The organism is Maribacter sp. ACAM166, assembly GCF_005771495.1.
Classification (GTDB): Bacteria; Bacteroidota; Bacteroidia; order Flavobacteriales; family Flavobacteriaceae; genus Maribacter.
The window spans coordinates 1-22,748 of the sequence record NZ_VAUW01000040.1 but is presented as its reverse complement, the minus strand read 5'-3'; the positions used below and the strand labels follow the sequence as shown (position 1 = coordinate 22,748).

The window sequence follows — 22,748 nt, the reverse complement described above, 5'->3', positions numbered from 1 at the left end:
GTCTAAATAGTTTCCAATGCGGCAGTGATAGTATCATAAATTTTTTGAAGTTGCGCAGTAGTAATCACGTATGGCGGAAGCACATAAATTGTATTTCCAAGTGGCCTTAACAACACACCACTTTCTATGAAAAAGTCATATAATTTGTCCCGCAAATTTCCATAGCGTTCCATTTTTACATTTAAATCTATGGCAAGTATAACCCCCAAAACCCTAGTCTGACTTACATTTTTATGCGTTTTTATTATTGTTGCATAAGATACATGTGCACTTTCAATATACGTTCTTCTTTCTAGAATCTCTGGAGAATTTAACAATTCGATTCCCGCTATTGCTGCGGCACAACCAAGCGGATGTGCACTAAACGTATGTGCATGGAAAAAACCTTTATGTACCTCATCACTTAAAAACCGATCATATACAGCTTGAGAACAACTTGTTATACTCAGTGGGAACATACCGGCCGTAAGCGCTTTACTTAGGCAGATAATATCAGGTTTGTTTTTAAGATAGTCTGAAGCAAAATTCTTTCCTGTTTTGCCGAAACCAGTCATTACTTCATCTGCAATACACAAAACATCATTATCGTGGCAAAGGTCTACTAACGCATCAAGACCTTTGGCAGAATGAAATTTCATGCCTGCTGCACCTTGCACCAATGGTTCAAAAATGAACCCCGCACATTTATTTTCCTGAAGAACAAGAGCTAGTCTGTTCTTAACCTCATCAATATTATCTTTCTGTGGGGTGGGAATACGCTCAACCTTCAATAAGAAATCCTCAAAGGGACCGTTATAGGAAGAAAGACCAGATGCGCTCATTGCACCAAAGGTATCTCCATGAAAACCATCATCAAAAGCAATGAGGGTATCCCTTTTTTCTCCATGGTTATGATAATATTGCAATGCCATTTTAATCGCTGCTTCAATGGCAGTCGAACCATTATCATTAAAAAAAATCTTTGCCTGATTATTAGGTAAAAGCTCCATTAATTTTTCAGATAATTCAATAGCTGGCTCATGTGTTAAACCGCTGAACATCACAAAATCTAACTTGTTCATTTGCTTAGTCATTGCCGCAACAATATATTCATTACAATGACCATACATAACGGTATACCATGAAGCTATTCCATCTATATATTCTTTTTCGTCCTCATCATATAACAAGGCGTCCTTTGCTTTAATGATAGCCAATTGCCTTTTGTTTAACTTATGCTGGGTTAGCGGATGCCATAAGTGTTTTTTATCTCGAGTAGATAGATTTTCCACGGTCATAGAATTTAAAATTCATCATTTTATCTATCTTGCAAAGATCGGAAAATAAACTGCAGAAAAGAGATGCCCTTAGAAAGAAAGAAAAAAGCAATTTTTAATTTTTCTGAAATTAAAGATGGGTCGGTATTCCTTATCCTTAGTCTTATTACTTTTTTCATACGATTCCCTTTCTTCTTTCGAGATTATATTGATCGTGACGAAAGCACCTTTATCCTTTTGGGACAATCATGGGCAGATGGTTTTTTACCTTATACCCAATTGTGGGATCTAAAACCACCTTTAACTTTTGCCTTTTTCGCTGCCATTATAACTGTATTCGGAAAGAGCTTTATCGCCATTAGAGTTGGGGGCGTAGTTTTAGTAGCATTCACAGCTTATTTTACGTATAAAATAGCATTCACTAAGATGCCAAGAAAGGCTTCTTTACTTGTTGGGGTCTTTTGTGTTTTTCTATTAAGCCTGTTTGGTAGTCTACAAGGTGTGATGTCAGAACATATTTGCATCGCCTTTTTCGTTGCCGCATTGTACCTTTTAATCACCAAAAAGTCCCTCGGTTGGATTTTTCTGTCGGGCTTATTAATGGGTATTACGGTAATGGTAAAACTGAACATGGCCTTTCCTATATTTTTCATAGGCCTCTTTTTTTTATACGAGCTATGCTTTACTAAAAGAGAAATCAATCTATTACAGGTAGTGCTATTTTCGGTAGGGGTTTTGACGGTTATTATTACTACAATTGCGCCTTATTACTTGAACAACCAAACACTTATTTGGTGGGAATCTGTGGTTCTTGCGCCTTTAGAATATACCGAAGCAAGACGGTATTCCATATTTAAATTAGCTCCTATATTTATAATTACTGGACTTTTTCTACTATACGGGTACAAAAGCAGGTATCTTGATTTTAAGAATAGATCCGTACAAATACTATTAGTCGCCATTTTTGGGGTGTTAGTTTCTTTTATTAAAGGCGGAAGGATTAATGGGCATTACTTAATACAATTGCACCCCATGTTACTGATTTTGTTCGGACTGGTTGTCTATAAACTAACGATAAGATACAAGCCAAAAGTTCCTAACTATTTAGCTTTCCTTATATTATTACTACCTGCGGAAAGTTATTTGGAATATGCGAATATTCTTAAGAACAAATATCAACACCATACTTTTTTTAACGGAGAAGGATTTTCGGTTCCCAAATACATAAAGGACAACCATCTAGAAACCGAAAACATATTGTTTTTTGAATACCATATTAGCTATTGGAATCTAGACACCTTACCACCAACTATTGCAGCTACACACCCTAGCAACATATGTAGGGATGAGCTTTTTCCTTTCTATGATAATCCCAGAAAAAACTCGTTGGAAGAATTGAAATTTATTATGGAAGAGTTACAACCAAAAACTGTCGTGGTAAGAAAAGGCAGACGAATTTTAGATAAAAAGGAACTTGAGGAAAACGAATATATAGATGCCTATTTATCCAAACATTATAGCAACTTCGCAACTGTTGAAAATGCAGACATATTACAACGTTTAGAGTGATTTCAATATCCCTTCAAACTTATCGGCATATTTTTTAATCACTGCTTTATCAAATTTTTCTTCTTCTTCAATTCTACCCAAAAGTGATACTCCTGTTTTATGAAGAATAATATTTTCTGAATGTGGGTTAACATCACCGCTAAACAATACCGAAACTTCATATCCTTTTTTCTGCAACCAATTTATAGTTAATAAGGAATGATTGATACTACCTAAATAATTTCTTGACACCACCACTACTTTATAATCTGGCATAATTATATCAAACATGGTATCCTCTTCATTCAAAGGAACCAAAATACCACCAGAGCCTTCAATTACTAGATTATTATCTGTTTTGGGCTCATTAATATGAAACCTATCTATACGAATACCATCAATTTCTGCTGCAGCATGCGGACTCATTGGAGATTTTAATTCGTAACTGCAAGGGTGAAATTTAGTTTTATCATTCGAAATAAGGTTTCTCACCCTATCTGTATCTGAATTATCCAAGTCGCCTGCCTGAACCGGCTTCCAATAATCTGCCTTTAGTGCCTCTGTGAAAATGGCTGAAGCGATAGTTTTCCCAACCCCTGTAGAAATACCTGTTACAAAAATCTTTTGCATTTCGTTTTACGTTGTATTTGTGATTATACCACAATTTAGGCACTTATATTTTCTTTTCTCGAAAAATGGAAAAAGTTTATAAAAAAGTCCTGTCCTGTTATAATAAGGTTCAGATTTTTCGGCTTTACAATTAGGGCAAACCTTCGGCTTACCATCTTCATCTACAGCATAAGCCCTAATTTCATCATAAATAGCAATTGCCTTATCCTTATCTCTAGAATAGACTTGTAACTTCACCCCACCAATGGCATTACTGATAAGCGGGTCTGAATTCAAAGTATTTTCATCCCTAAGAAATACCGGAATCCCTTCAGATTCAAGTTTACCTTTTACAATCTGTACATCTGCTACATATTCAAAAGAGGCTAACTGATAAAATTTGGTTTCCATATATCCCTAAATATAACTAGAAAGCAGCTTTATTAATAATCCTATTTCTTCTTTTGAATTAAAACTATGCAAACAAATTCGAAGTCTTTCCTGTCCTTCTGGCACTGTTGGAGCCAGAATCGCCTTAATACTAAACCCTTTATCCATTAGTTTTTTAGAAACCAATTTCACCTTTTTTGTTCCTGGAATAACACAACATTGTATAGCAGTATGACTCGAAATAAAATGTTGATCTACTTTTTGTGCACGTATCTGATTTTTAAAAAACTCAATATTCTCTTTTAATTTGATTTTTGGTTCTTCGCTTAATTCTTGTAAAAACGAGTGAGACGTAATTATGGTCGCCAACGTATGTGGTGTTAAAGCAGTGGTGTAAATAAATGATTTAGCAAAATTGATTAAATAATCTCTTAAATCCTGAGAACCTAATATTGCAGCCCCGTGGCAACCAAAACCTTTCCCAAAAGTTACCGTTCTTGCAAATACATCTAGTTCTAGGCCTAACTCTGAAATTAGCCCTTCGCCATTTGCACCCAATACTCCTACAGCATGTGCCTCGTCAACAATTAGATGATACCCATTTTCTTTGGTATAGTTCACAAAGGCTTTTAAATCTGGAATATCACCATCCATCGAAAAAACACTTTCAGTCACTACATAAATAGCTCGTTCGCTATTCTCGTTTCTATCTAGGTTTATATCAACTTTATCCTTTAAACTATTTAAATCATTATGCGAAAAGCTATAAGATTTGGCATTACTCATACGAATTCCTTCACGTATACTGGCATGAACAAATTCATCATAAAAAATTAAATCACCACGTTGGGGAACAGAACTGAAGAAACCCATGTTAGCATCGTAGCCAGAATTAAAAACCAGAGCTGAATTAGCCTTGTAAAACAAGGCCAACAAGGGCTCTAACTGCTCATATAATTTATGATTACCCGACAATAGTCGCGAACCCCCAGATCCACTAGAAGCAATGCCTTCATTCAATAATAGTTGAAAAGTTTTAGAAAATAAGGTTTCATTTGTCGCAAGACCTAAATAGTCGTTTGAGAGAAAGTCTATCAAACCATTCAAGGAATTTAATTGCCGAAAAATTTTCTCTTTTTTACGTTTTGCTAGCATTTTAAGCAATTTGTCGGGTATTTGGCTCATGCAACAAAAATAGCTTTTCTATTAAATGAAATGCATGTAATTATGGAATTGACAAAAATATTACTGCACCCTATATTAAGGTACATGGGTTTTATGTATTACACCCAGCTATTATAATAAATAATCAAACTGACTATTAGATACTTAAGAAAGTATATGTTTGCACACTTTTTTAAGGAATTTTCCTACTTGTAAAGATTTTTTAAAATAGGAAAATACAATTTATTAGATGAATGTATGAGAGGGAATAACATTTTAGATAAAAAAAGAATTGAAGCATTGGAATCCTTTGAGATTATGGATTCTGAGGAAGAGAACTTATATAACGATATTACTGCTCTTGCTGCTGCCATCTGCAATACACCAATAAGTCTAATATCACTGGTTGATGAAAAAAGACAATTTTTCAAATCACATTATGGTTTAGATTTTAATTATACACCTATAGAAGAATCCTTCTGTAAATATCTTATCCAAGAGGACGAGGATTTACTAGTCGTCGAAAATACTCATATTGATAAACGGTTTGCTAATCACCCCTCTGTAAAGGAAAATCCTGCTATTGGCTTCTATGCGGGTGTTTCACTGACTACAACAAACGGGTATCGGCTTGGCACATTATGCGTTCTGGACTACCAATCTAAAAAACTCGATAGTGTACAACTAAACGGCCTTAAAACTCTTGCCCAACAAGTAATTCAATTATTTGAACTACGAAAATCAAAAAAAAACGAAGAAAATCAAAAAAATGAATTAGAAAGAAAGGGAGACCTTTTAAATAACATTGTTGAAGCTACTCAAATTGGTATCTGGGAGCGGGATATTAAGTATGATTCTTTTAAACTGAACGATGAAGGCCTTAAAATGATTGGTCATAACGAGGATGATATGAACTCCTTAAGTCAAAACGCATGGGAAAGTCTTATTCATCCGTCAGATTTATCTATGGTTAAGGATGCGTTGAGTAGTTGTTTTAACGATAAATCTGAAGTTTATGATATTCAGTACAGAATACAAAATAAAAAAGGACATATACTTTGGGTTCATGATAAGGGTAAAATATTAACATGGAATGGCAAAGAACCTGTATTAATGTATGGTACAATTCAAAATATTACTGAAAAGGTAAACCGTAATTCTGAGATAGTTAGGCTTAAAAACAACCAAGAAGCCATAATCAACAGCACCGAAGACTTGTTGTGGTCAGTGGATACAGAATTCAGATTGATTATTGCTAATAATTCTTACCATAAACTTATTGAAAGAAATATAGGATATCAATTTAAGGAGGGAGATTTTGTATTTGAGTACGACTTCAATAAAGAAATTAGTAACAAATGGAAAGCTTATTATGAAAGAGCACTTAAAGGAGAACGTTTTTCAATTAAAGAAAAATTTCATGACCCATCGAAAAAGAAGACAACTTATGGTTTAACCTCCTTTGACCCATTATATGATAAAGAAAGAAACTTAATTGGCGTAACCTGTTTTTCAAAAGACATCACTGCAGAGGTATTAGCGCAACAAGTTACTACGAATGCCAAGGAAGAATTGGAAAGGATAATGGACGCGTCATTGGATATTATCTGTACTTTTAACAAAGAAGGCTATTTTTTAACCGTTAGCGAAGCCTGTAAAAGAATTTTGGGTTATGCGCCTAAAGAATTAATTGGCAGAAAATACATCGATTTTATATTTAATGAAGATAGGCCCGCTTCTCAAAAATCAGTAGTATCTGTTATTTCTGGAAGCATTGAAACTTATTTTGAAAATAGATATATTCACAAGAATGGTAATTTAGTACACATGCTCTGGTCTTCTAATTGGAACAGCGATGATGAAATTGCGTATTGTAGTGCTAAGGATATTACTGAGCAGAAAAAATCAGAATTACAACTTGAACAAAGTGAACGTCGCTTTAAAACATTGGTTCAGGAAGGAACTGAACTAATCGCTATTTTTGATCAAGAGGCTAAATTCATCTATGTAAGTCCATCTTCGAAAAACACATTAAAAATGTCACCGGAAGAATTATTAGGATCGACGGCTTTCGACCATATTCATCTTGATGATCACGAAGCCGTATACGCTCAATTCATGGAGGTAACAAAAAATAGACAGGTTTATATGAAACCCTTCAGATTTAAGAATGGAGAGGGTGATTGGCGATGGTTGGAAACCATAGCGACCAACCAATTAAATGAACCCTCCATAAATGGTATCGTTGTAAATACTCGAGATGTAACAGATCGAATTCTGCACCTTAGAGCGATAGAGAAACAAAATACGAAACTCAAAGAAATTGCATGGACTCAATCTCATATAGTAAGAGCTCCCGTAGCAAGATTAATGGGGTTAATTAATTTAATTCGGGACAAGAAGGAAAATTTGGAATTTGAAGAAAAGGAGCGTATGTTGCAGTACATCATAAAATCAGCAGAGGAAATTGATTCTATTATTAAAAAGATAGTTGATAACACTGCACATACATTAGATATCGAGGAAATTGAATGAAGTACCAAATACTAGTGATTGAAGATGACCCAATATTCACATTTTTATTGGAAAAGGGAATTAAAGCATCAGATATAAAAGGTAATATTACAACTTTCACCAATGGCCTACCGGCTATTACTTATCTGAAAAAAGAGTATATCAAGGAAAATAACTATGTTATTTTCCTTGATCTTAATATGCCCGTTATGAATGGTTGGAAATTCATGGAGCATTTTGAAACACTAGCTAATTCAAGCAATTGCATTGTTTTTATATTATCATCTTCTGGCAACAAATTAGATATTGAAAATCTGATAGAAAGCCCTTTAGTGGCCGATTTCATTTTAAAGCCAATCAATGAAACTATTTTCAAAAGAATAACAAAAACAATCGTGTCCAAATTTGGTGAATGATTATCAAGAACTCCTACCCATTGCTAACATCTCATATATAAAAATCAAAGTTTTTCAAACACGAGTAAGCTTTATTATCTTCGCTGTAAATCTTTGTATGCGCTATTTACTCCTTTTCTTTTTTCTTGTATTTCAGGCTAATTCAATTAATGCCCAGACTAATTCTTATACCATTTCTTTTGAAAATGTCGTTCATCATGAGGCGGAAGTAACGGCTAGTTTTCCGAATATCACTACAGACACCTTATCGCTTAGAATGAGTAGAACTTCACCTGGGCGATATGCCTTACATGAATTCGCTAAAAATGTTTATAATTTTACGGCTAGTGACGGTAAAGGAAATAATTTAAAAATCATTAGGCCTAATCCATATGAGTGGAACGTTTCAGGTCATGATGGTACTGTAAAAATCACATACACCATATTCGCAAATAGAGGAGACGGCACATATTCACAAGTAGACGAGACCCATGCACATCTTAATATACCAGCAACCTTTATGTATGCCCATGCCCTTCGAGAACGACCAATTGAAATTGATTTTAAAACTAGAGAAGATTTAGAATGGAAGGTTGCCACACAACTACCCCATGTAAAAGACAACATGTATAGCGCACCTAATCTTTACTATTTTATGGATAGCCCCACAGAATTGAGCAATCATAAAGTAAGAGAATTTAGCATAGACGAACAAACAGTAAAGCTTGCCTTGCATGATCCGGGTACTGAAGATGAGGCAGATGCCTATTTTGAAAAAGTAAAAAAAGTAGTGCTCGCCGAAAAAGATGTATTTGGAACATTGCCTAAATTTGATTTTGGCAACTATACTTTTCTAGCATGTTACATACCCAACGCATCAGGTGACGGTATGGAACATCGTAATTCAACCATTTTAACCAATACTAGAACACTGGCAAACGGAGGTATGAATGGTAATATTGGAACGGTTTCTCATGAATTTTTTCATAGTTGGAATGTGGAACGTATTCGACCAAAAACCCTAGAACCTTTTGATTTTGAAAATGCCAATATGAGTGGCGCACTTTGGTTTGCCGAAGGCTTTACTAGTTATTACACAAATCTTATCCTTTGCAGGGCAGGATTGATGTCTCCAGATACGTATGTAGAAGGTTTGACCGGCACCTTTAACTCTGTTTGGAATTCACCCGCTAGACAGTTTTTTAATCCTATCGAAATGAGCTATCAAGCGCCGTTCGTGGATGCTGCAACTTCAGTCGAACCTGTAAATAGAGAAAATACCTTTATCTCTTATTATTCTTATGGTAGTGTTCTTGGCTTGGCATTAGATTTATCTTTAAGAGAGAAAGGATTGAATTTAGATGATTTTATGAAACAGGTTTGGAACAGTTATGGGAAAACTGAAATAACCTATACTATAGAAAACTTGCATGAATCGTTGAATTTATATGCAGGCGAAGCATTTGGGAATAATTTCTTTGATAATTATATTTATAAAAGCCAAATGCCAAGCTATAGCGAACTATTTGAAACCGTTGGTATATCATTAACTAAAAACAGAGATATAGCCTTTTTTGGAGCAGCCGTATCTATTACAGATGATTTGAACGGCAAAGTTCAGAGCAACACTACAATTGGTAGCCCTGCCTATAAAGCAGGTTTAGATAAAGATGATGTGATTTCTTTAATTAATGGAAAACCATTTCCAAATGGGATTCAATTTGATGCGTTCATTAAAGAATTTAAACCCGGGGATACACTTAAAGTAGCCTTTGAGCGAGATGGGAACAAAAAAACAACAGAAGTGATTCTCGAGTCTGACCCAAACTATTCAATTAACCTTGAAGAAACAAATGGCTTGGTGCCTTCAAAAAAAATACTGGAGGCACGAAAAGATTGGTTGAAAATAGAATAAATGAACATCAATTACACCACAGCCAAAACAACAGAAGAGTTGTTGCAAATTCTATCGTTACAACAGATTAATTTAAAATCTGCTGTAACGTCTTCAGAAATTGAACAAGAAGGTTTTGTTACCGTGAGCCACAATCTTGATTTGCTAAAGAATATGAACGAAGCTTGTCCACACATCATTGCAAAAGATGATGATAAAGTGGTTGGTTATGCATTAAGTATGGTGCCAAGCTTTAAAAATGAAATTACCGTCTTACAACCCATGTTTCAAGAATTAGACCGATTACATATTCAGAATTACCTAGTGATGGGGCAAATCTGTATTTCTAAAAACCATAGAAAACAAGGCATATTTAGAGGTCTATATGAAGTGATGAAAAAAGCATCCTACCCAACTTATGAATCTATAATTACCGAGGTTGATGCTACAAATACACGCTCTTTAGGAGCGCATTATTCCGTAGGTTTTGAAAATATATGTACGTATGATTCACTCAACCAAGACTGGAAATTGATTTCCTTAAGAACCAGCTAAATCTATTTATTTTTAATTTTATTATTGTTTATCGATAATTATAGTATATTTGTTATTGTTAAACAATAATACACTAGACTATGAAAATGTTCGACCCAAAATCGCTTTCTGCTATAGCCTTTTATTTATTTAGAATGATTTCGATACTAATACTACTACTTGTTATATACATTGACTTTGCATTTATAACTAATAATTTTGCGCATAGTAATGGTCGATATAGAATGGACATACCACTAACAGGTACTTTTATTAATGGTGATTATCAATTCAACACCATACTTACAATCTCGCTAGGTCTATTTTTTGGAGTATTTTTTTTCTACGTACTTTCTAATGTTTTTAAAGCTTTAAAAGGGAAAATTATTTTTAATAAGAATATTATCTACAACCTAAAGCTCTTTACTATCTTAAATTTAATTGTTGGCCCTGTTTTATACACGCTTATCCATTTTCCAATAATGAACAAAACTGATTTTCGTGACCTGCATAACCTAATTTTACATTTAATATTTGGAATGATTGCCTTATTTCTAACACATATATTCCAGAATGGATATAAAGTACAACTAGAAAACGACCTAACCATATAACTATGAGTATTGTTGTAAACCTAGATATCGTATTATCGGAGCGTAACCTAAAAAGTAAGGAGCTTGCAGAAATGATTGGTATTACCGAAGCCAATCTGTCCATCTTAAAATCTGGTAAAGCAAAGGCTATTCGATTTTCTACCTTAGAGGCAATTTGTAAGGCATTAGACTGTCAACCAGCAGCTATTTTAGCATATCAAGCAAAATAAAAAAAGGCCATACTTAACAGTATGACCTTTTCAATTTTATAATAACTTAATACTAATCTGCCAGTACAATAACCTTATTATTCTTTAATTCAATAGTACCACTAGAAATAGATAAAACAGTATCTCCGTTTTCATCTTTACCGAACTTTGCTGCATATTCTTTTTCCAACGTAATAGTACCAGTAAACTTAACCTTACCCTCTTGCAGTAAGGATACAATAGGCGCGTGATCTTTCAACATTTGAAACTCTCCATTTATACCTGGGACTGTAACTGAAGTTACTTCGCCCGCAAATAAGGTTGCTTCCGGTGATACAATTTCTAAATACATAATTTTTCAGTATTCAGTATTCAGTATTCAGTACTCAGTAGCAAAAGTGCAAACTGGAACTGCAACTGCTTACTAGTTTTAAGCTTCAGCTAACATTTTCTCTCCTGCTTCGATAGCCTCTTCGATGGTACCTTTAAGATTAAAAGCAGATTCTGGTAAGTGATCTAATTCACCATCCATTATCATATTAAATCCTTTAATAGTCTCCTTAATATCTACTAACACCCCTTTTAGACCTGTAAACTGTTCTGCAACATGGAAAGGTTGTGACAAGAAACGTTGTACTCGTCTTGCTCTACCTACAGCTGATTTATCTTCTTCAGATAACTCTTCCATACCTAAGATGGCAATAATATCTTGTAACTCTTTATAACGTTGTAAAAGCTCTTTTACTCTTTGAGCACAATCATAATGCTCTTTTCCTAAAATATCAGCCGTTAATATTCTTGACGTAGAATCTAAAGGATCTACCGCAGGATATATTCCAAGTTCTGCAATTTTACGAGATAATACCGTAGTAGCATCCAAGTGGGCAAATGTAGTTGCTGGTGCTGGATCTGTTAAATCATCTGCAGGTACATATACTGCCTGTACAGATGTAATTGAACCTCTTTTCGTTGATGTAATACGCTCTTGCATAGCACCCATCTCTGTTGCCAAAGTTGGTTGATACCCAACTGCAGAAGGCATACGACCCAATAAAGCCGAAACCTCTGAACCTGCTTGTGTAAAACGGAAAATGTTATCTACGAAGAAAAGTACATCTTTCCCTTGACCTTCACTTTCACCATCACGAAAATATTCCGCAATTGTTAATCCTGAAAGAGCAACTCGTGCACGTGCTCCCGGCGGTTCGTTCATTTGTCCAAAAACGAACGTCGCTTTTGATTCTTTCATCACCTTTTTATCCACTTTGGATAGATCCCAACCGCCTTCTTCCATAGAATGCATGAAATCATCACCATATTTTATAATACCAGATTCTAACATCTCACGAAGCAAATCATTTCCTTCACGAGTTCTTTCGCCTACTCCTGCAAAAACAGAAAGGCCACCATGTCCTTTAGCAATATTGTTAATCAATTCTTGAATCAGTACTGTTTTACCAACACCTGCTCCACCAAATAAACCAATTTTACCTCCTTTTGCATAAGGCTCAATTAAATCAATTACTTTAATACCGGTAAATAGAACTTCGGTAGCAGTTGTAAGGTCTTCAAATCTTGGAGCATCCCTGTGAATTGGCAAACCATCTTTCCCTGTTTTAGGTAAATTCCCTAAACCATCGATTGCATCACCGATTACATTGAACAAACGACCATATACATCATCTCCAACAGGCATTTGAATCGCGCTACCTGTAGCAACAACTTCAACACCTCTACTTAGACCATCGGTAGAATCCATAGAAATAGTTCTAACCGTATTTTCCCCAACATGAGATTGCACCTCTAATACTAAAATAGACTTATCCTTCTTTATTATTTCCAAGGAATCATAGATTCTAGGCAGATTAGCACCTGATTGAAATTCTACATCAACCACGGGTCCAATGATTTGCGAAACTTTACCTGTAACTTTTGACATTACTTTTATGTTTTGTATTACGTTTAATATAACCTTAAAATGCTCTCATTTTCAGGCTGCAAAGATATGTTATTACATCTTAAAGAAAAACAGTTTTTTTGGGTTTTTTGTTAATACAAAAAGGCACCTCTTAGGTGCCTTTTTGTATTTTACTTTGTATGCCATACTATTGAAGTGTTGGAGCATAATTTGTTGGATAATCACCTACATTCACAAAATTTCCTGATGCCTCGAAACTAGAGCCATACGTAGCATCGATAGCTTTCATAAATTCATTCGCCAATAATGCATATCCTCTAGCAGTAGGGTGTATGCCATCTAAAGAAAAGGCACTACCAGTAACTAAACTAGAAGTTAACGTAAATTGCCCACTTGTAACACCTCCGTTTGCCACCTGATTTAATATAGAATTTGCATCAACAAAGGCTAAGCCTGCTTGACTTGACACAGATGAAATAATTTGATTAAAAGCTTCAGTCGCAATTGCAATTTCTTCTTGCTCACTAGGAATAAGCACCCATTTATCTGCAAGCGGAATAGCAACTCCGTTTACGGTTAATGGATTCCCCTCAACCGCAAGTGTACCAATAAAACTCGCCGCAGGTAAAACTAACAAATCAGCAGCTGTCGCCTGTCTGATTTTTGGCAATGCCGCAAAGGCAGGATTTATTGCCCCGAGATCCGTTAAACTTTCATCTTCTATTACTACAGCATTATTAGCTCCTGCAACAAAACTAATTGTTCTCGCATCTAACTCTTCTTGTGTAAATAGACCAGTTCCTGCCAAAGCTCCAAATGCAGCTTGCAAACCACCATTATATGGCACATAAGCACCATTTACCGCTGCTGCTGTTGCAGCATCTAAAGGCACAGGATTGTAAGGTACTGTAGTAAAATGAGGAATATCGATGATATTTGGAATATTGGCAACAACTCCACTAGCACCACTGGCCGTAAGCGTAGCTACCACGGCACCGTAACTACCGTCAAAACCAACACCTGGAGGGCCTGAAACTGGCGTAATAGGATTAGTACCGTCACCACCACTTGTCGCATAACCTAAAACGTCATTGCTACCTATCCATAAGGAAAAAAACGTTGGTGCTTGCCCAACTGCCATTTCCAGTATACTTGCATCTGGAGTAGCACCCGTCATTCTTACAAAAAACGGATTTGCTAAACCTAAAGCTACATTATTTAAATTACCATAACCAGGCGCTAGTACGTGAAAGCTTTTAGCAAGTGGCACACCAAGATTGTTAAATGGGCCTGCAGGGTTATTTAAAGCTATGTCTGTGGTAACGGTTATAGGGCCAATTAAAGTTTCTAAACCTACTGGGCCTGCACCTCCAAAAACGAACCTTGGAGGTGCTATTCTAGCCCCTCCAACAGCAAGACCTCCAAAATTATCATTGGTTAAAGGTTGCGTAAAGCTTCCACCGCCAACCAAAGCAAACTTAGATGACAAAATATTGGGAAATGAATTTTCTTGACCTGCCTTAAATAGCGCTCCATCAGTTAGACCAGCGGTTAAGGAATTACCAACAGCAACGTAATTTGAGAAATCTGCGGAACCAGCGGTTAATTCAGCGCTCGCCACAGCCATAACTTCTGGGGCGAGGTCTACCTCTTCAGGATCACTACAAGCTGTAAAAACGATAATTCCAAAAGCAATATATATATATTTAAAATTTTTCATGTCAAATATTGATTTGATTTTTGATTAGTTGTTAATAGTCCAAGATAGGTAGTACATAGAACCTATAAACCCAGTACCTACAGCTGTAAAGTACTCATCGCCTAAAATGTTTGTGCCTCCTGCCTTAAATGTAGATTTTATACTTGGAACGGAATAATTTATTTGTGCATCAACATTATGGAATTCAGGCACTACACCTTGAGCAAATGTTGCCTCCCAAAAATAGTCATCACTAAACCTGTAAGAAACATTAAAACCAAAATTCTTAAACAATTCTGCATTCCCGAAAGAAGCCTTGAATTTATGTTCTGGGGTGTTGAAATTTAACTGTAAATCTGGATTCGCTTCGCGATCAAAATCCAATTTAGTAAAGGTGTAGCTCCCCTCTAAATCATAATTACCCAATACTTTCATACTCAAACCTAATGAGGCGCCATAAGAATTTACGTCAGCATCGCTATTCGTATAGGCGCTAAATTCCTGTTCATCCCCATTAATAATAGCATCTACGGATTCAGAGCCATCACCAACTGTACCGTAAAAAGGCGCAATTACGACTTCTTGAGAAATGAAATCTTTATAACTGTTATAATAGGTGCTAAAATCAACGACTAATCTATTTATCTTTCCTCTATATCCTATTTCAAATGAGGCTACTTGTTCTGGTGTTATAATATCTGGATTTGCTATTTCTAAATCAGCAGCGTTTCCAGTTTCACCAAATCTAGTCACTGAGCTTCTCGTATACGAGTTTTCGTAAGCTACTCTTCCTGATTGCGAAATTGTTGCCGGCTCTCCTAAAAGTTGACCTGCAGCACTTATATTAGCTGGCCGCGCAGTATACCTGTCTAAATTGTCTGGAGCTGAACCTACCAAGATTGGTCCTCCAGTAGCTAAACCAATAAAAAGATCTTGCGTTGTGGGGTTTCTAAAGCCCGTTTGGGCCGATGCCCTGATATTATGATTTCTATTTAAGGTTAACCCGGCAGATACTCTAGGAGAAAAGAAACCATTAAAAAATTCAGATTTGTCATAACGGACAGATCCAGTTAATTTTAAGCTTTTTTCCCCAGCCAAAGGCAAATTCTTTTGAATCTGTGAATAAATTCCGAATTCTGAATAATTAATAGGTCCGTCTGCATCTGTATAAATAGTTCCTGAAGAATTTAAACTGTACTCCCTAAAGGAACCTCCAAGTTGAATATCGGCAAAATCAATCAGGTGACTAAAGTTGTAATTAGCATCTGCATGATAGTATTTTGATGCATCTTGAAATTTTGAACCTGTAAGCAATTCAGGATCGTTTATACTTCGATTAAAGGCTGCTTGAAATTCAGGAGTTCCTGGAAGAAAACGACCAGTTTCTGCTGTTGCACGACCCGCCGCATGAGCAGCTTCATCTGTAGCGCCCCCTAGAGTCGCTGCAAGGTAAGCACCTGTATATTCACCAAACCAAGTACTATCATCTTTCCAAGCTCTATTGATTTGGATACCTGTAAAACCCATATCATACGAGTCACCCGATTTATCTCCAACTAAATAACCACGAACAAAGAAATTATCATTCCTAATTTCTAGTTTGTGTTGCTCTTGAAAGAAACCTTTTATATTGTATCTGTTGGTCCCCTGATAAATGGTATTACCGGTACCCACCTTACCTACATATGAAATTTCCAAACTATTATCTTCAATAGGCCTATAGTATAAGCCCCAATCTGCTTTAATACTTTCAGCATTATAGTTGGTAAGATCACTTTCATTATACCCTGTTCTACTGACCTCTACCGAAGGAATTAAAGCATTTGCCCCTGAAGGTATAAGACCGCGGCCTTCTAGTAAGAGTGCTACATTTTTAATATTACCCGCATAATCATCACCATAAACATTGACCCCATTATAGTTTAAATCATTAGCTCGGGTTCTATCGGTAGTGATAAAGTTATTATCATCTTTTCCTGCTATATTGTTTGCCGCCCAATCTGTTCCTTTTAAGTACCCGAAATTCACTTTGGCTGCAAATTTATCACTGAATTTATGGGCTGCCCTAATACCAAAATCCGTATAGGCATTGTCTCCAGAAGCTTCTTGTGAAGTAATTCCACGTTTTATGGATACACTAATTCCTTCGTAGTCAAATGGACTTTTACTACGCATAAATAAAATCCCATTAAAGGCGTTTGCGCCATATAGCGCAGATGAAGCACCTGGTAATAATTCCACACTTAAAACATCAGTCTCGACCATACCAACTAAATTACCAATTGGGAAATTCAAGGCAGGTGTAGAATTATCCATACCATCGACCAATTGCATAAAACGTGTATTTGCGAAAGACGCAAAACCCCTGGTATTCACGGATTTAAACGTTAAACTATTGGTGTTGACATCAACACCTTTTAAATTTTCAAGACCGCCATAAAAATCTGCAGCAGCTGTATTTTTAATCTCTTGTAAACCAAACCGTTCAACAGTAACCGGCGATTCAAATATTCGCTCAGGTGTTCTGGATGCTGATATTACAACTTCATCTAAAAAGGTTTGTGATTCATTTAAAACAACGCTTATCGTTTGGCTATTACTCGTAATGGTTTGTGTAGAATTTGTATAGCCAATACTGGAAATCTCTATTTTAAAAGGTGGTATTTCACTAGTTGTCAAATTAAAATTACCGTCAAAATCAGCTACGGTTCCAATGGTTTTGCCAACAATAACGATATTGGCCCCGGGGATAGGTTCGTTGTTTTGATCAACAACATTACCATTGATATTGGTCTGGGAAAACCCAATATTCCCAATAGCCATAAATGCTAAAAGTAGTATTGCTCTCATTCTTAAGTATGTTTAAAATTAATTTGGGTTGAAGATACAGATTATTTCATATGCATGCATAGTAATCTATAAAAATTATGCATGCATAGTATCATTATGATAATTTTGATGCCTATAATTTGATTTATATGCAAAATAAAAAATGGGCATGAACTAAGTTCATGCCCATTTTTTATAACAAGATTTAAATCTATTCCACCGTAAACATTGAATCCGTTTGGTTCGTTTTTCTTACCCCATTCTACTTTGGGAGGTATTTTCGATTGTAGTTATAAAAAGAAGACAATCTACTTTTATACCATTTCCCTTTACTAAGTGGTTTAAGACCTTCTTTGTTAAGTGTATTAGATATTTGTTCTAATGATAAACCTTGTTTCTCCTTTAAGTCAACTATCCTTTCCAATAATTTTTCCTTGTAAGATTGGTTTTTTGAAGTGTTCGGAACAAATGAATCTAATTCTGTTTCGTATACCTCAGAACCACCTTTCAACTCATAGGTTTTGAATCCCCAATCGTCTTTTTCTATACCATATAATAAAGAGTCACCCACAAGGGGTAATAAAAATTGAATTTTAATTTTATGAGATTGGGTGGAATCCACATACTGTACTCCTATTTCACTTAAAATATCCTTTAAAAACTCTCTCTTCTTTTCCAAAGAGTAGTTCTCAACTTTATCAAGTTCATTATTCATTCTTTCAATCCAGTTTATCCAACCTTCCGAATTTGATAATGGTAGAAGTTTATTCTGTAAATCCTCCAATTCTTGATTGAGAATTTCAATATGTTCTTTGAATTTTTGAGTTAAAAGTTCTCCTTTATTCTCAGAAATCTTACCTACCCGAATATCAAAATCAACTTCAATTTCCTTTTCTTCAACCTTTTTAATCTCTGATTTCTTAGACCGAATCTTTCTTTCCAACGTTTCCTTTTGGGTTTTTATCTTCTTCTCATTTTCAAATTTAGGGTCAAGGTTCTTTAGTTTATGTTCCTCTCTAATTCTTGATGAATCTCTAATGACGTTTAAAACAACATCAAAAACCTTTTGGTCAAGTTCTTCCATCCTAGGACTCTTCTTTATTGGACAAGATTTAACATTAATCTTTGTTCCTACCCTTCTCCAATTCGTTTCGGAACATCTACCATAATAATGATTGTTTTTCTTAAAACGATGACCTAATTTAAGGTTACACTTTGGACAAACTAATAACCCCTTCAATAATGATTTTCTACTTTTACCATCAAAATGAATGGGGTATTCATCATCTATCTTATCTTGAACAGAATTCCATAATTTTTCTGTGATTATTTTAGGATGTTTAACTTCATAAGAATCAACAATTTCAACTTCTCCATTAGGTAATTTTTCTTTCCACTCCCAAACTTGTATTCCTTTATATATCTCTTTTCTTAACATAGACAGAACAGTTCCAACATTCCATCCTTTTAAACTCCTTCTTGGTTTTATATCGGTTTGTTCGTCGAGATATACCTTAATATCCATGGTTGATTTTCCTTTAAAGTACATCTCAAACATCCTCTTAACATATTGAGATTCTACTAGATGGATAACCAACATCTTTCCTTCTACTTTAAAACCAAAAGGAACTGTACCTCCAACCCAAGTATTACCGTTTTTTAAAGAATTCCTTTTTCCTAAAATTGACCTCATTCTTCTCAACTCATTATCATATTGAGATATAAGGGATAGAACACTAATAGTTAGTTTGTCAACTGAACTTGAAAGATCGTAAGGTTTCGTATCCTCTCCTATATAAATCTCAACTCCGTAATCAATAAATACTTTTAAAATAGAGTACCACGAATTTGAATACCTTCCAAGTCGATCCGTGTTAAACACCCAAACCTTTCTTATACCATTGGTTTTTTGGATTTCATCCAATAACTCTACCAACTTGGGTCTTTGATTAATTTCAACCTTAAACGAACTTTGAACTCCCTCATTGAATTCAACTCTTATCAAACCCAATTTATCTGATATCTTTTCACCTAGTCTTTTTTGTAATTCTAAACCACCTCCATCTGATTCTTGGGGTTTGGAAGAAACTCTGAACAAAAGTCCAATCTTTTCGTTTTTCATTTTTAGAAATTGTGTAAGGTCATTTTTCTTACCCACGAAGATATGGAATGTCTTTTTACTTTAAGGTGAAAAAACGACCTCGATATGAAAACCCCTATTTTCAGGTATTAAACGAAAAATTTATTCATGTTTACACGAAACTAAATGTGATTTAATAGAGTAAGTGTTTGTTTGATTTATCTCTCCAACCAGACTGGGATCTATATTCAACAAAGAATACTTTTAAATCGGACTGGGATACATAATCAACAAAGAATATTTTCCTATCTGATTGAGAAGGGTACTTTACAAAGTACCATAACCCTTGATTCCCCTTAACTTGTGATTCATACTTAACCTTAAACACCTTTAAATCACATTGTGATTCGTATTTAACGACGAATACTTTTATATCAGATTGAGATTCATAATCAACTGAAAATATATTTTGGGAGAAAATAATTGAAGGTAAAATCAGTAGTGATAATAGTATGTATTTTTTGAACTGATTTTTCATTGTTCACAACGTTATATTGAGGTTTAATTTTTCCTAACAAATTTTCCCCCAATCAGTTCCCAACTAAGGAGATTCTGATGGTTTACATCAGGGTTTGAGGAGTTACGTAACTCAATAGTCCCGTTTCTTTCAAAATCTCCAGTATATATCCATATATTCCAATTCTCGGATTCATTAAAATTATCAGATATAAATTTCTCCGTTGAATCAACAAAAACTCCATTTACTGATTCTACAACTTGTATGTACCAACCTTCGTAATTAGGTTTTGTTCTGTTAATCAGAATTTCGATAGTACCATTTGAATCAATATCATAAAAACTAAAATCCAAAACCATTCCCCACATAGATACTTTTGGGAGTGTTTTTATTTCACCTGAAAAGTCAATACCGTTCCCGTCAATAGATACGGTTGGTATATACGAATCAACAGAATTTCCCTCAAAACCGAATAAAAACAATTCTAAATCTCCATCATTATCTATATCATAAAACTCAGAACTGTATTTAGATTGAACTAATTCATCTTGAATTGGTAAAATAGAGGTGTTATCATTAAAATTCCCAAACCCGTCATTCTCTAAGAACAAATAGGTGTTGGATGAACCCGTAACGAGAACCACATCTAAATCCCCATCGAAATCATAATCACCACTCGATCCCCCGTGATAGAAAGAAACAAATTGTGTTAATCTAGTTTCGTCAAAACCACCTTCACCATCACTAAATAGAACAACTGGATATTCACCGGGAAATGGAGGTTTATCGTATCCATGTCCGATGAAGAAAATATCAGGAAATTCATCATTATTATAATCCCCAACAAGTATTTTTCTTCCATGAACCAAACCAATAAATTTCTCTGAATTCAACTCATCGTAAATCATTTCTCCTGAACAAGTTCCTTTGAAAAATCGAATAGGTTGTCTGTTATCTTGACTATCATAATCATTTCTGAAAGAAACAAAATCTAGATATCCATCAAGATTATAATCTAAATTTATCTTTTCTGATCCGTAACCATACCCACCTTCTTGATCATCATAAACCCTAAGGATATCATTGATATTATCAGGATGGTTAAGAATATCTGTAAAATATGAAGGTTGTTTAGAATCAATTAATGGATATTTCAATAATTCACAATCAACTTCAAAAACCCCAGTAACATTTTTATTAGAATCCATGGTAAAACTTACAGGGTTATCCGTTCCCTGAACATCTCCACTCCATTCTTTGAATAGATACCCATCTAATGGAGTCCCTTCAATAGAAACAACAGTTCCTTCATCATAAGTTCCATTTAAAGGGGAAACAGTTCCTCCTTCAGATGGAGAATTAGATACAGTTAGAGTATATTCTTTAGTTTGGGAAATAGGTTGTTCCGTATTTGTAGTATCAGAATCTTTTGAACAACCAACAATTAATAATAACAAAACAAATAATCTAAGTATCGGGCTTTTCATAAAATGTTAACTTCATATCAAATTTAGAAATAGAAAATTCCATTAAAAAAAACAAAGTTGTGAATTTGGAAATATAGTATTTGAACAATTATATTTAAGATACAATCTTTGATTACGAAATAACTAAAGTTGTATGATTTATTTAAAAAAAATATTCACTACTTCGTCTTGATGATAGGATTTGAACTTTAATATTATAAACAGATTATCATTTAATCAGTGTTCTTTATTCTTTTCCTCATTTACTATCAATTCAACATTACTCTTTTCAATTGTAGTTAACTTGGAATCAACATTGGTGAATTGTGGTTTGTACCAACTTTGTTCTGAAAAATATTTCATCATTTTTCCACCTTCTTTAAATATATATCCATGTCTACCATATATCTCGTTTCTCATGATTTGTAATTCTTCTAGAGATAATTTAGTTAATTCCGACTTAGTTAGTTGTCGAGTTGATGATTCAGGGTACTTAACTGAAACCTCGTTATTTATAGTTTCAACATTACTGTCTTCGTCCTTAGGTTTGTCGTTCGACCCACTGTCCATATCTAATTTTGACTTTTCGTTCTTGGTTGATATTTGGATTTTAGGTTCACCTATTAAATTGTAAAGTTTTTGACAGGATTCTTTTACAGAATTGTTATCTTTAAATTCAAAGTAACCCCATTGTTTCCAATACTCATTCCAAAAGGTTATATATAATTGAGATTGCTTATGAAGGTATTTGATATTGTAATTAATATTGTGTGTTCCTTTATTGGATTTCAAAATCTTACCTCCAATTCCAACACCTTCATCATTATTAATTCCCCAGGTATCATCAAATTCTAAAGTATATACATCATCCCAAGATTCGTATCCCTTATAAGGATTCCCTGTTTGATTGAATACGGTAATTCCAATTTCTCCCTCAGAATAAGAAATATCCATATTGGTAGGACCTGTTGTAGGCTTCCCCATAAGTAGGACAGTTAATAATTCGAATTTACTAACTTTAAATTCAAACTGTCATCATGAAAAGCAGCAAGTTTAGCGAGAGCCAGATTATTAAAGCTCTAAAGGAAAATGAACAAGGAAGGTCGGTAGGAGATGTATCGAGAGAGTTAGGT

Annotated in this window: 20 protein-coding genes; 8 read left to right on the top strand and 12 right to left on the bottom strand. The window is 34.7% G+C overall.

Features of this window, described 5'->3' with window-relative positions; all coding sequences use genetic code 11:
• Positions 1 to 2: 2 nt before the first annotated feature.
• Positions 3 to 1,271, bottom strand: coding sequence for an adenosylmethionine--8-amino-7-oxononanoate transaminase (gene bioA, locus ES765_RS18290; RefSeq protein ID WP_410504766.1), 1,269 nt, complete (start codon positions 1,269 to 1,271; stop codon positions 3 to 5).
• 69 nt (positions 1,272 to 1,340) lie between these two features.
• Between bioA and ES765_RS18285 the strand changes: the two genes are divergently transcribed.
• Positions 1,341 to 2,825, top strand: a complete 1,485-nt coding sequence (locus ES765_RS18285) for an ArnT family glycosyltransferase (RefSeq protein WP_138115793.1) — start codon at positions 1,341 to 1,343, stop codon at positions 2,823 to 2,825.
• Here ES765_RS18285 and bioD read toward each other — a convergent pair.
• From bioD to ES765_RS18270, 3 genes are read right to left on the bottom strand one after another with little or no spacing between them, the layout of a single operon-like run.
• Positions 2,817 to 3,434, bottom strand: coding sequence for a dethiobiotin synthase (gene bioD / locus ES765_RS18280; protein ID WP_138115792.1), 618 nt, complete (start codon positions 3,432 to 3,434; stop codon positions 2,817 to 2,819). The genes ES765_RS18285 and bioD overlap by 9 nt on opposite strands.
• 6 nt (positions 3,435 to 3,440) lie before the next feature.
• Complete coding sequence (locus ES765_RS18275) at positions 3,441 to 3,824, bottom strand: DUF2007 domain-containing protein (protein ID WP_138115791.1); 384 nt, start codon at positions 3,822 to 3,824, stop codon at positions 3,441 to 3,443.
• 6 nt (positions 3,825 to 3,830) lie between these two features.
• Entirely contained in the window at positions 3,831 to 4,958 is a 1,128-nt protein-coding gene (locus tag ES765_RS18270) for an aminotransferase class I/II-fold pyridoxal phosphate-dependent enzyme (RefSeq protein WP_249356574.1), read from the bottom strand.
• A gap of 267 nt (positions 4,959 to 5,225) precedes the next feature.
• Between ES765_RS18270 and ES765_RS18265 the strand changes: the two genes are divergently transcribed.
• The 6 genes from ES765_RS18265 to ES765_RS18240 all read left to right on the top strand — a co-directional run bounded on the left by ES765_RS18265 (position 5,226) and on the right by ES765_RS18240 (position 11,127).
• Positions 5,226 to 7,502 (top strand): PAS domain S-box protein, encoded by a 2,277-nt coding sequence (locus ES765_RS18265; protein WP_138115789.1) that lies wholly within the window; start codon positions 5,226 to 5,228, stop codon positions 7,500 to 7,502.
• A complete protein-coding gene (locus tag ES765_RS18260) occupies positions 7,499 to 7,897 on the top strand; it encodes a two-component system response regulator (protein WP_138115788.1) in 399 nt (132 codons plus the stop codon). Before ES765_RS18265 ends, ES765_RS18260 begins: the two co-directional genes overlap by 4 nt.
• A 97-nt stretch (positions 7,898 to 7,994) precedes the next feature.
• Positions 7,995 to 9,791 carry a M61 family metallopeptidase gene (locus ES765_RS18255; RefSeq protein WP_138115787.1) on the top strand — a complete coding sequence of 599 codons (1,797 nt, stop codon included), beginning with the start codon at positions 7,995 to 7,997 and terminating at the stop codon, positions 9,789 to 9,791.
• A complete protein-coding gene (locus tag ES765_RS18250) occupies positions 9,792 to 10,325 on the top strand; it encodes a GNAT family N-acetyltransferase (protein ID WP_138115786.1) in 534 nt (177 codons plus the stop codon).
• 80 nt (positions 10,326 to 10,405) lie between these two features.
• Positions 10,406 to 10,918: a DUF2975 domain-containing protein gene (locus ES765_RS18245; protein ID WP_138115785.1), complete on the top strand. Its 513-nt coding sequence runs from the start codon at positions 10,406 to 10,408 to the stop codon at positions 10,916 to 10,918.
• Between the two features lie 2 nt (positions 10,919 to 10,920).
• Entirely contained in the window at positions 10,921 to 11,127 is a 207-nt protein-coding gene (locus ES765_RS18240; protein ID WP_138115784.1) for a helix-turn-helix domain-containing protein, read from the top strand.
• Positions 11,128 to 11,179: 52 nt separating this feature from the next.
• On the opposite strand, the gene ES765_RS18235 is transcribed toward ES765_RS18240, so the two are convergent.
• The 8 genes from ES765_RS18235 to ES765_RS18200 all read right to left on the bottom strand — a co-directional run bounded on the left by ES765_RS18235 (position 11,180) and on the right by ES765_RS18200 (position 22,599).
• Positions 11,180 to 11,458 carry a F0F1 ATP synthase subunit epsilon gene (locus ES765_RS18235; RefSeq protein WP_138115783.1) on the bottom strand — a complete coding sequence of 93 codons (279 nt, stop codon included), beginning with the start codon at positions 11,456 to 11,458 and terminating at the stop codon, positions 11,180 to 11,182.
• Between the two features lie 78 nt (positions 11,459 to 11,536).
• Positions 11,537 to 13,045 (bottom strand): F0F1 ATP synthase subunit beta, encoded by a 1,509-nt coding sequence (atpD, locus tag ES765_RS18230; RefSeq protein ID WP_138115782.1) that lies wholly within the window; start codon positions 13,043 to 13,045, stop codon positions 11,537 to 11,539.
• A gap of 166 nt (positions 13,046 to 13,211) precedes the next feature.
• Complete coding sequence (locus ES765_RS18225; protein WP_138115781.1) at positions 13,212 to 14,744, bottom strand: G-D-S-L family lipolytic protein; 1,533 nt, start codon at positions 14,742 to 14,744, stop codon at positions 13,212 to 13,214.
• A gap of 24 nt (positions 14,745 to 14,768) precedes the next feature.
• On the bottom strand, positions 14,769 to 17,573 hold the full coding sequence (locus ES765_RS18220) for a TonB-dependent receptor (protein ID WP_138115780.1): 2,805 nt from the start codon (positions 17,571 to 17,573) through the stop codon (positions 14,769 to 14,771).
• Between the two features lie 241 nt (positions 17,574 to 17,814).
• Entirely contained in the window at positions 17,815 to 19,674 is a 1,860-nt protein-coding gene (locus tag ES765_RS18215; protein ID WP_138115779.1) for a recombinase family protein, read from the bottom strand.
• 151 nt (positions 19,675 to 19,825) lie between these two features.
• Positions 19,826 to 20,170: a DUF6150 family protein gene (locus tag ES765_RS22440; RefSeq protein WP_138115778.1), complete on the bottom strand. Its 345-nt coding sequence runs from the start codon at positions 20,168 to 20,170 to the stop codon at positions 19,826 to 19,828.
• Positions 20,171 to 20,193: 23 nt separating this feature from the next.
• Positions 20,194 to 21,636, bottom strand: coding sequence for a VCBS repeat-containing protein (locus ES765_RS18205; RefSeq protein WP_138115777.1), 1,443 nt, complete (start codon positions 21,634 to 21,636; stop codon positions 20,194 to 20,196).
• Positions 21,637 to 21,852: 216 nt separating this feature from the next.
• Entirely contained in the window at positions 21,853 to 22,599 is a 747-nt protein-coding gene (locus ES765_RS18200; protein ID WP_138115776.1) for a YARHG domain-containing protein, read from the bottom strand.
• 53 nt (positions 22,600 to 22,652) lie between these two features.
• Between ES765_RS18200 and ES765_RS22995 the strand changes: the two genes are divergently transcribed.
• The coding region (locus tag ES765_RS22995; protein WP_171017281.1) for a transposase at positions 22,653 to 22,748 on the top strand (96 nt) is incomplete at its 3' end.

Excerpts from the sequence above, each read along its gene's own strand:
- ES765_RS18270 (WP_249356574.1), bottom strand. The coding sequence starts at position 4,958 with ATGCTAGCAAAACGTAAAAAAGAGAAAATTTTTCGGCAATTAAATTCC.
- atpD (WP_138115782.1), bottom strand. The coding sequence starts at position 13,045 with ATGTCAAAAGTTACAGGTAAAGTTTCGCAAATCATTGGACCCGTGGTT.
- ES765_RS18250 (WP_138115786.1), top strand. The coding sequence starts at position 9,792 with ATGAACATCAATTACACCACAGCCAAAACAACAGAAGAGTTGTTGCAA.
- ES765_RS18265 (WP_138115789.1), top strand. The coding sequence starts at position 5,226 with ATGAGAGGGAATAACATTTTAGATAAAAAAAGAATTGAAGCATTGGAA.
- ES765_RS18260 (WP_138115788.1), top strand. The coding sequence starts at position 7,499 with ATGAAGTACCAAATACTAGTGATTGAAGATGACCCAATATTCACATTT.
- ES765_RS18285 (WP_138115793.1), top strand. The coding sequence starts at position 1,341 with ATGCCCTTAGAAAGAAAGAAAAAAGCAATTTTTAATTTTTCTGAAATT.
- ES765_RS22440 (WP_138115778.1), bottom strand. The coding sequence starts at position 20,170 with ATGAAAAATCAGTTCAAAAAATACATACTATTATCACTACTGATTTTA.
- ES765_RS18240 (WP_138115784.1), top strand. The coding sequence starts at position 10,921 with ATGAGTATTGTTGTAAACCTAGATATCGTATTATCGGAGCGTAACCTA.
- ES765_RS18215 (WP_138115779.1), bottom strand. The coding sequence starts at position 19,674 with ATGAAAAACGAAAAGATTGGACTTTTGTTCAGAGTTTCTTCCAAACCC.
- ES765_RS18245 (WP_138115785.1), top strand. The coding sequence starts at position 10,406 with ATGAAAATGTTCGACCCAAAATCGCTTTCTGCTATAGCCTTTTATTTA.
- ES765_RS18225 (WP_138115781.1), bottom strand. The coding sequence starts at position 14,744 with ATGAAAAATTTTAAATATATATATATTGCTTTTGGAATTATCGTTTTT.
- ES765_RS18235 (WP_138115783.1), bottom strand. The coding sequence starts at position 11,458 with ATGTATTTAGAAATTGTATCACCGGAAGCAACCTTATTTGCGGGCGAA.
- ES765_RS18200 (WP_138115776.1), bottom strand. The coding sequence starts at position 22,599 with ATGGGGAAGCCTACAACAGGTCCTACCAATATGGATATTTCTTATTCT.
- ES765_RS18275 (WP_138115791.1), bottom strand. The coding sequence starts at position 3,824 with ATGGAAACCAAATTTTATCAGTTAGCCTCTTTTGAATATGTAGCAGAT.
- ES765_RS18220 (WP_138115780.1), bottom strand. The coding sequence starts at position 17,573 with ATGAGAGCAATACTACTTTTAGCATTTATGGCTATTGGGAATATTGGG.
- ES765_RS18205 (WP_138115777.1), bottom strand. The coding sequence starts at position 21,636 with ATGAAAAGCCCGATACTTAGATTATTTGTTTTGTTATTATTAATTGTT.
- bioD (WP_138115792.1), bottom strand. The coding sequence starts at position 3,434 with ATGCAAAAGATTTTTGTAACAGGTATTTCTACAGGGGTTGGGAAAACT.
- ES765_RS18255 (WP_138115787.1), top strand. The coding sequence starts at position 7,995 with ATGCGCTATTTACTCCTTTTCTTTTTTCTTGTATTTCAGGCTAATTCA.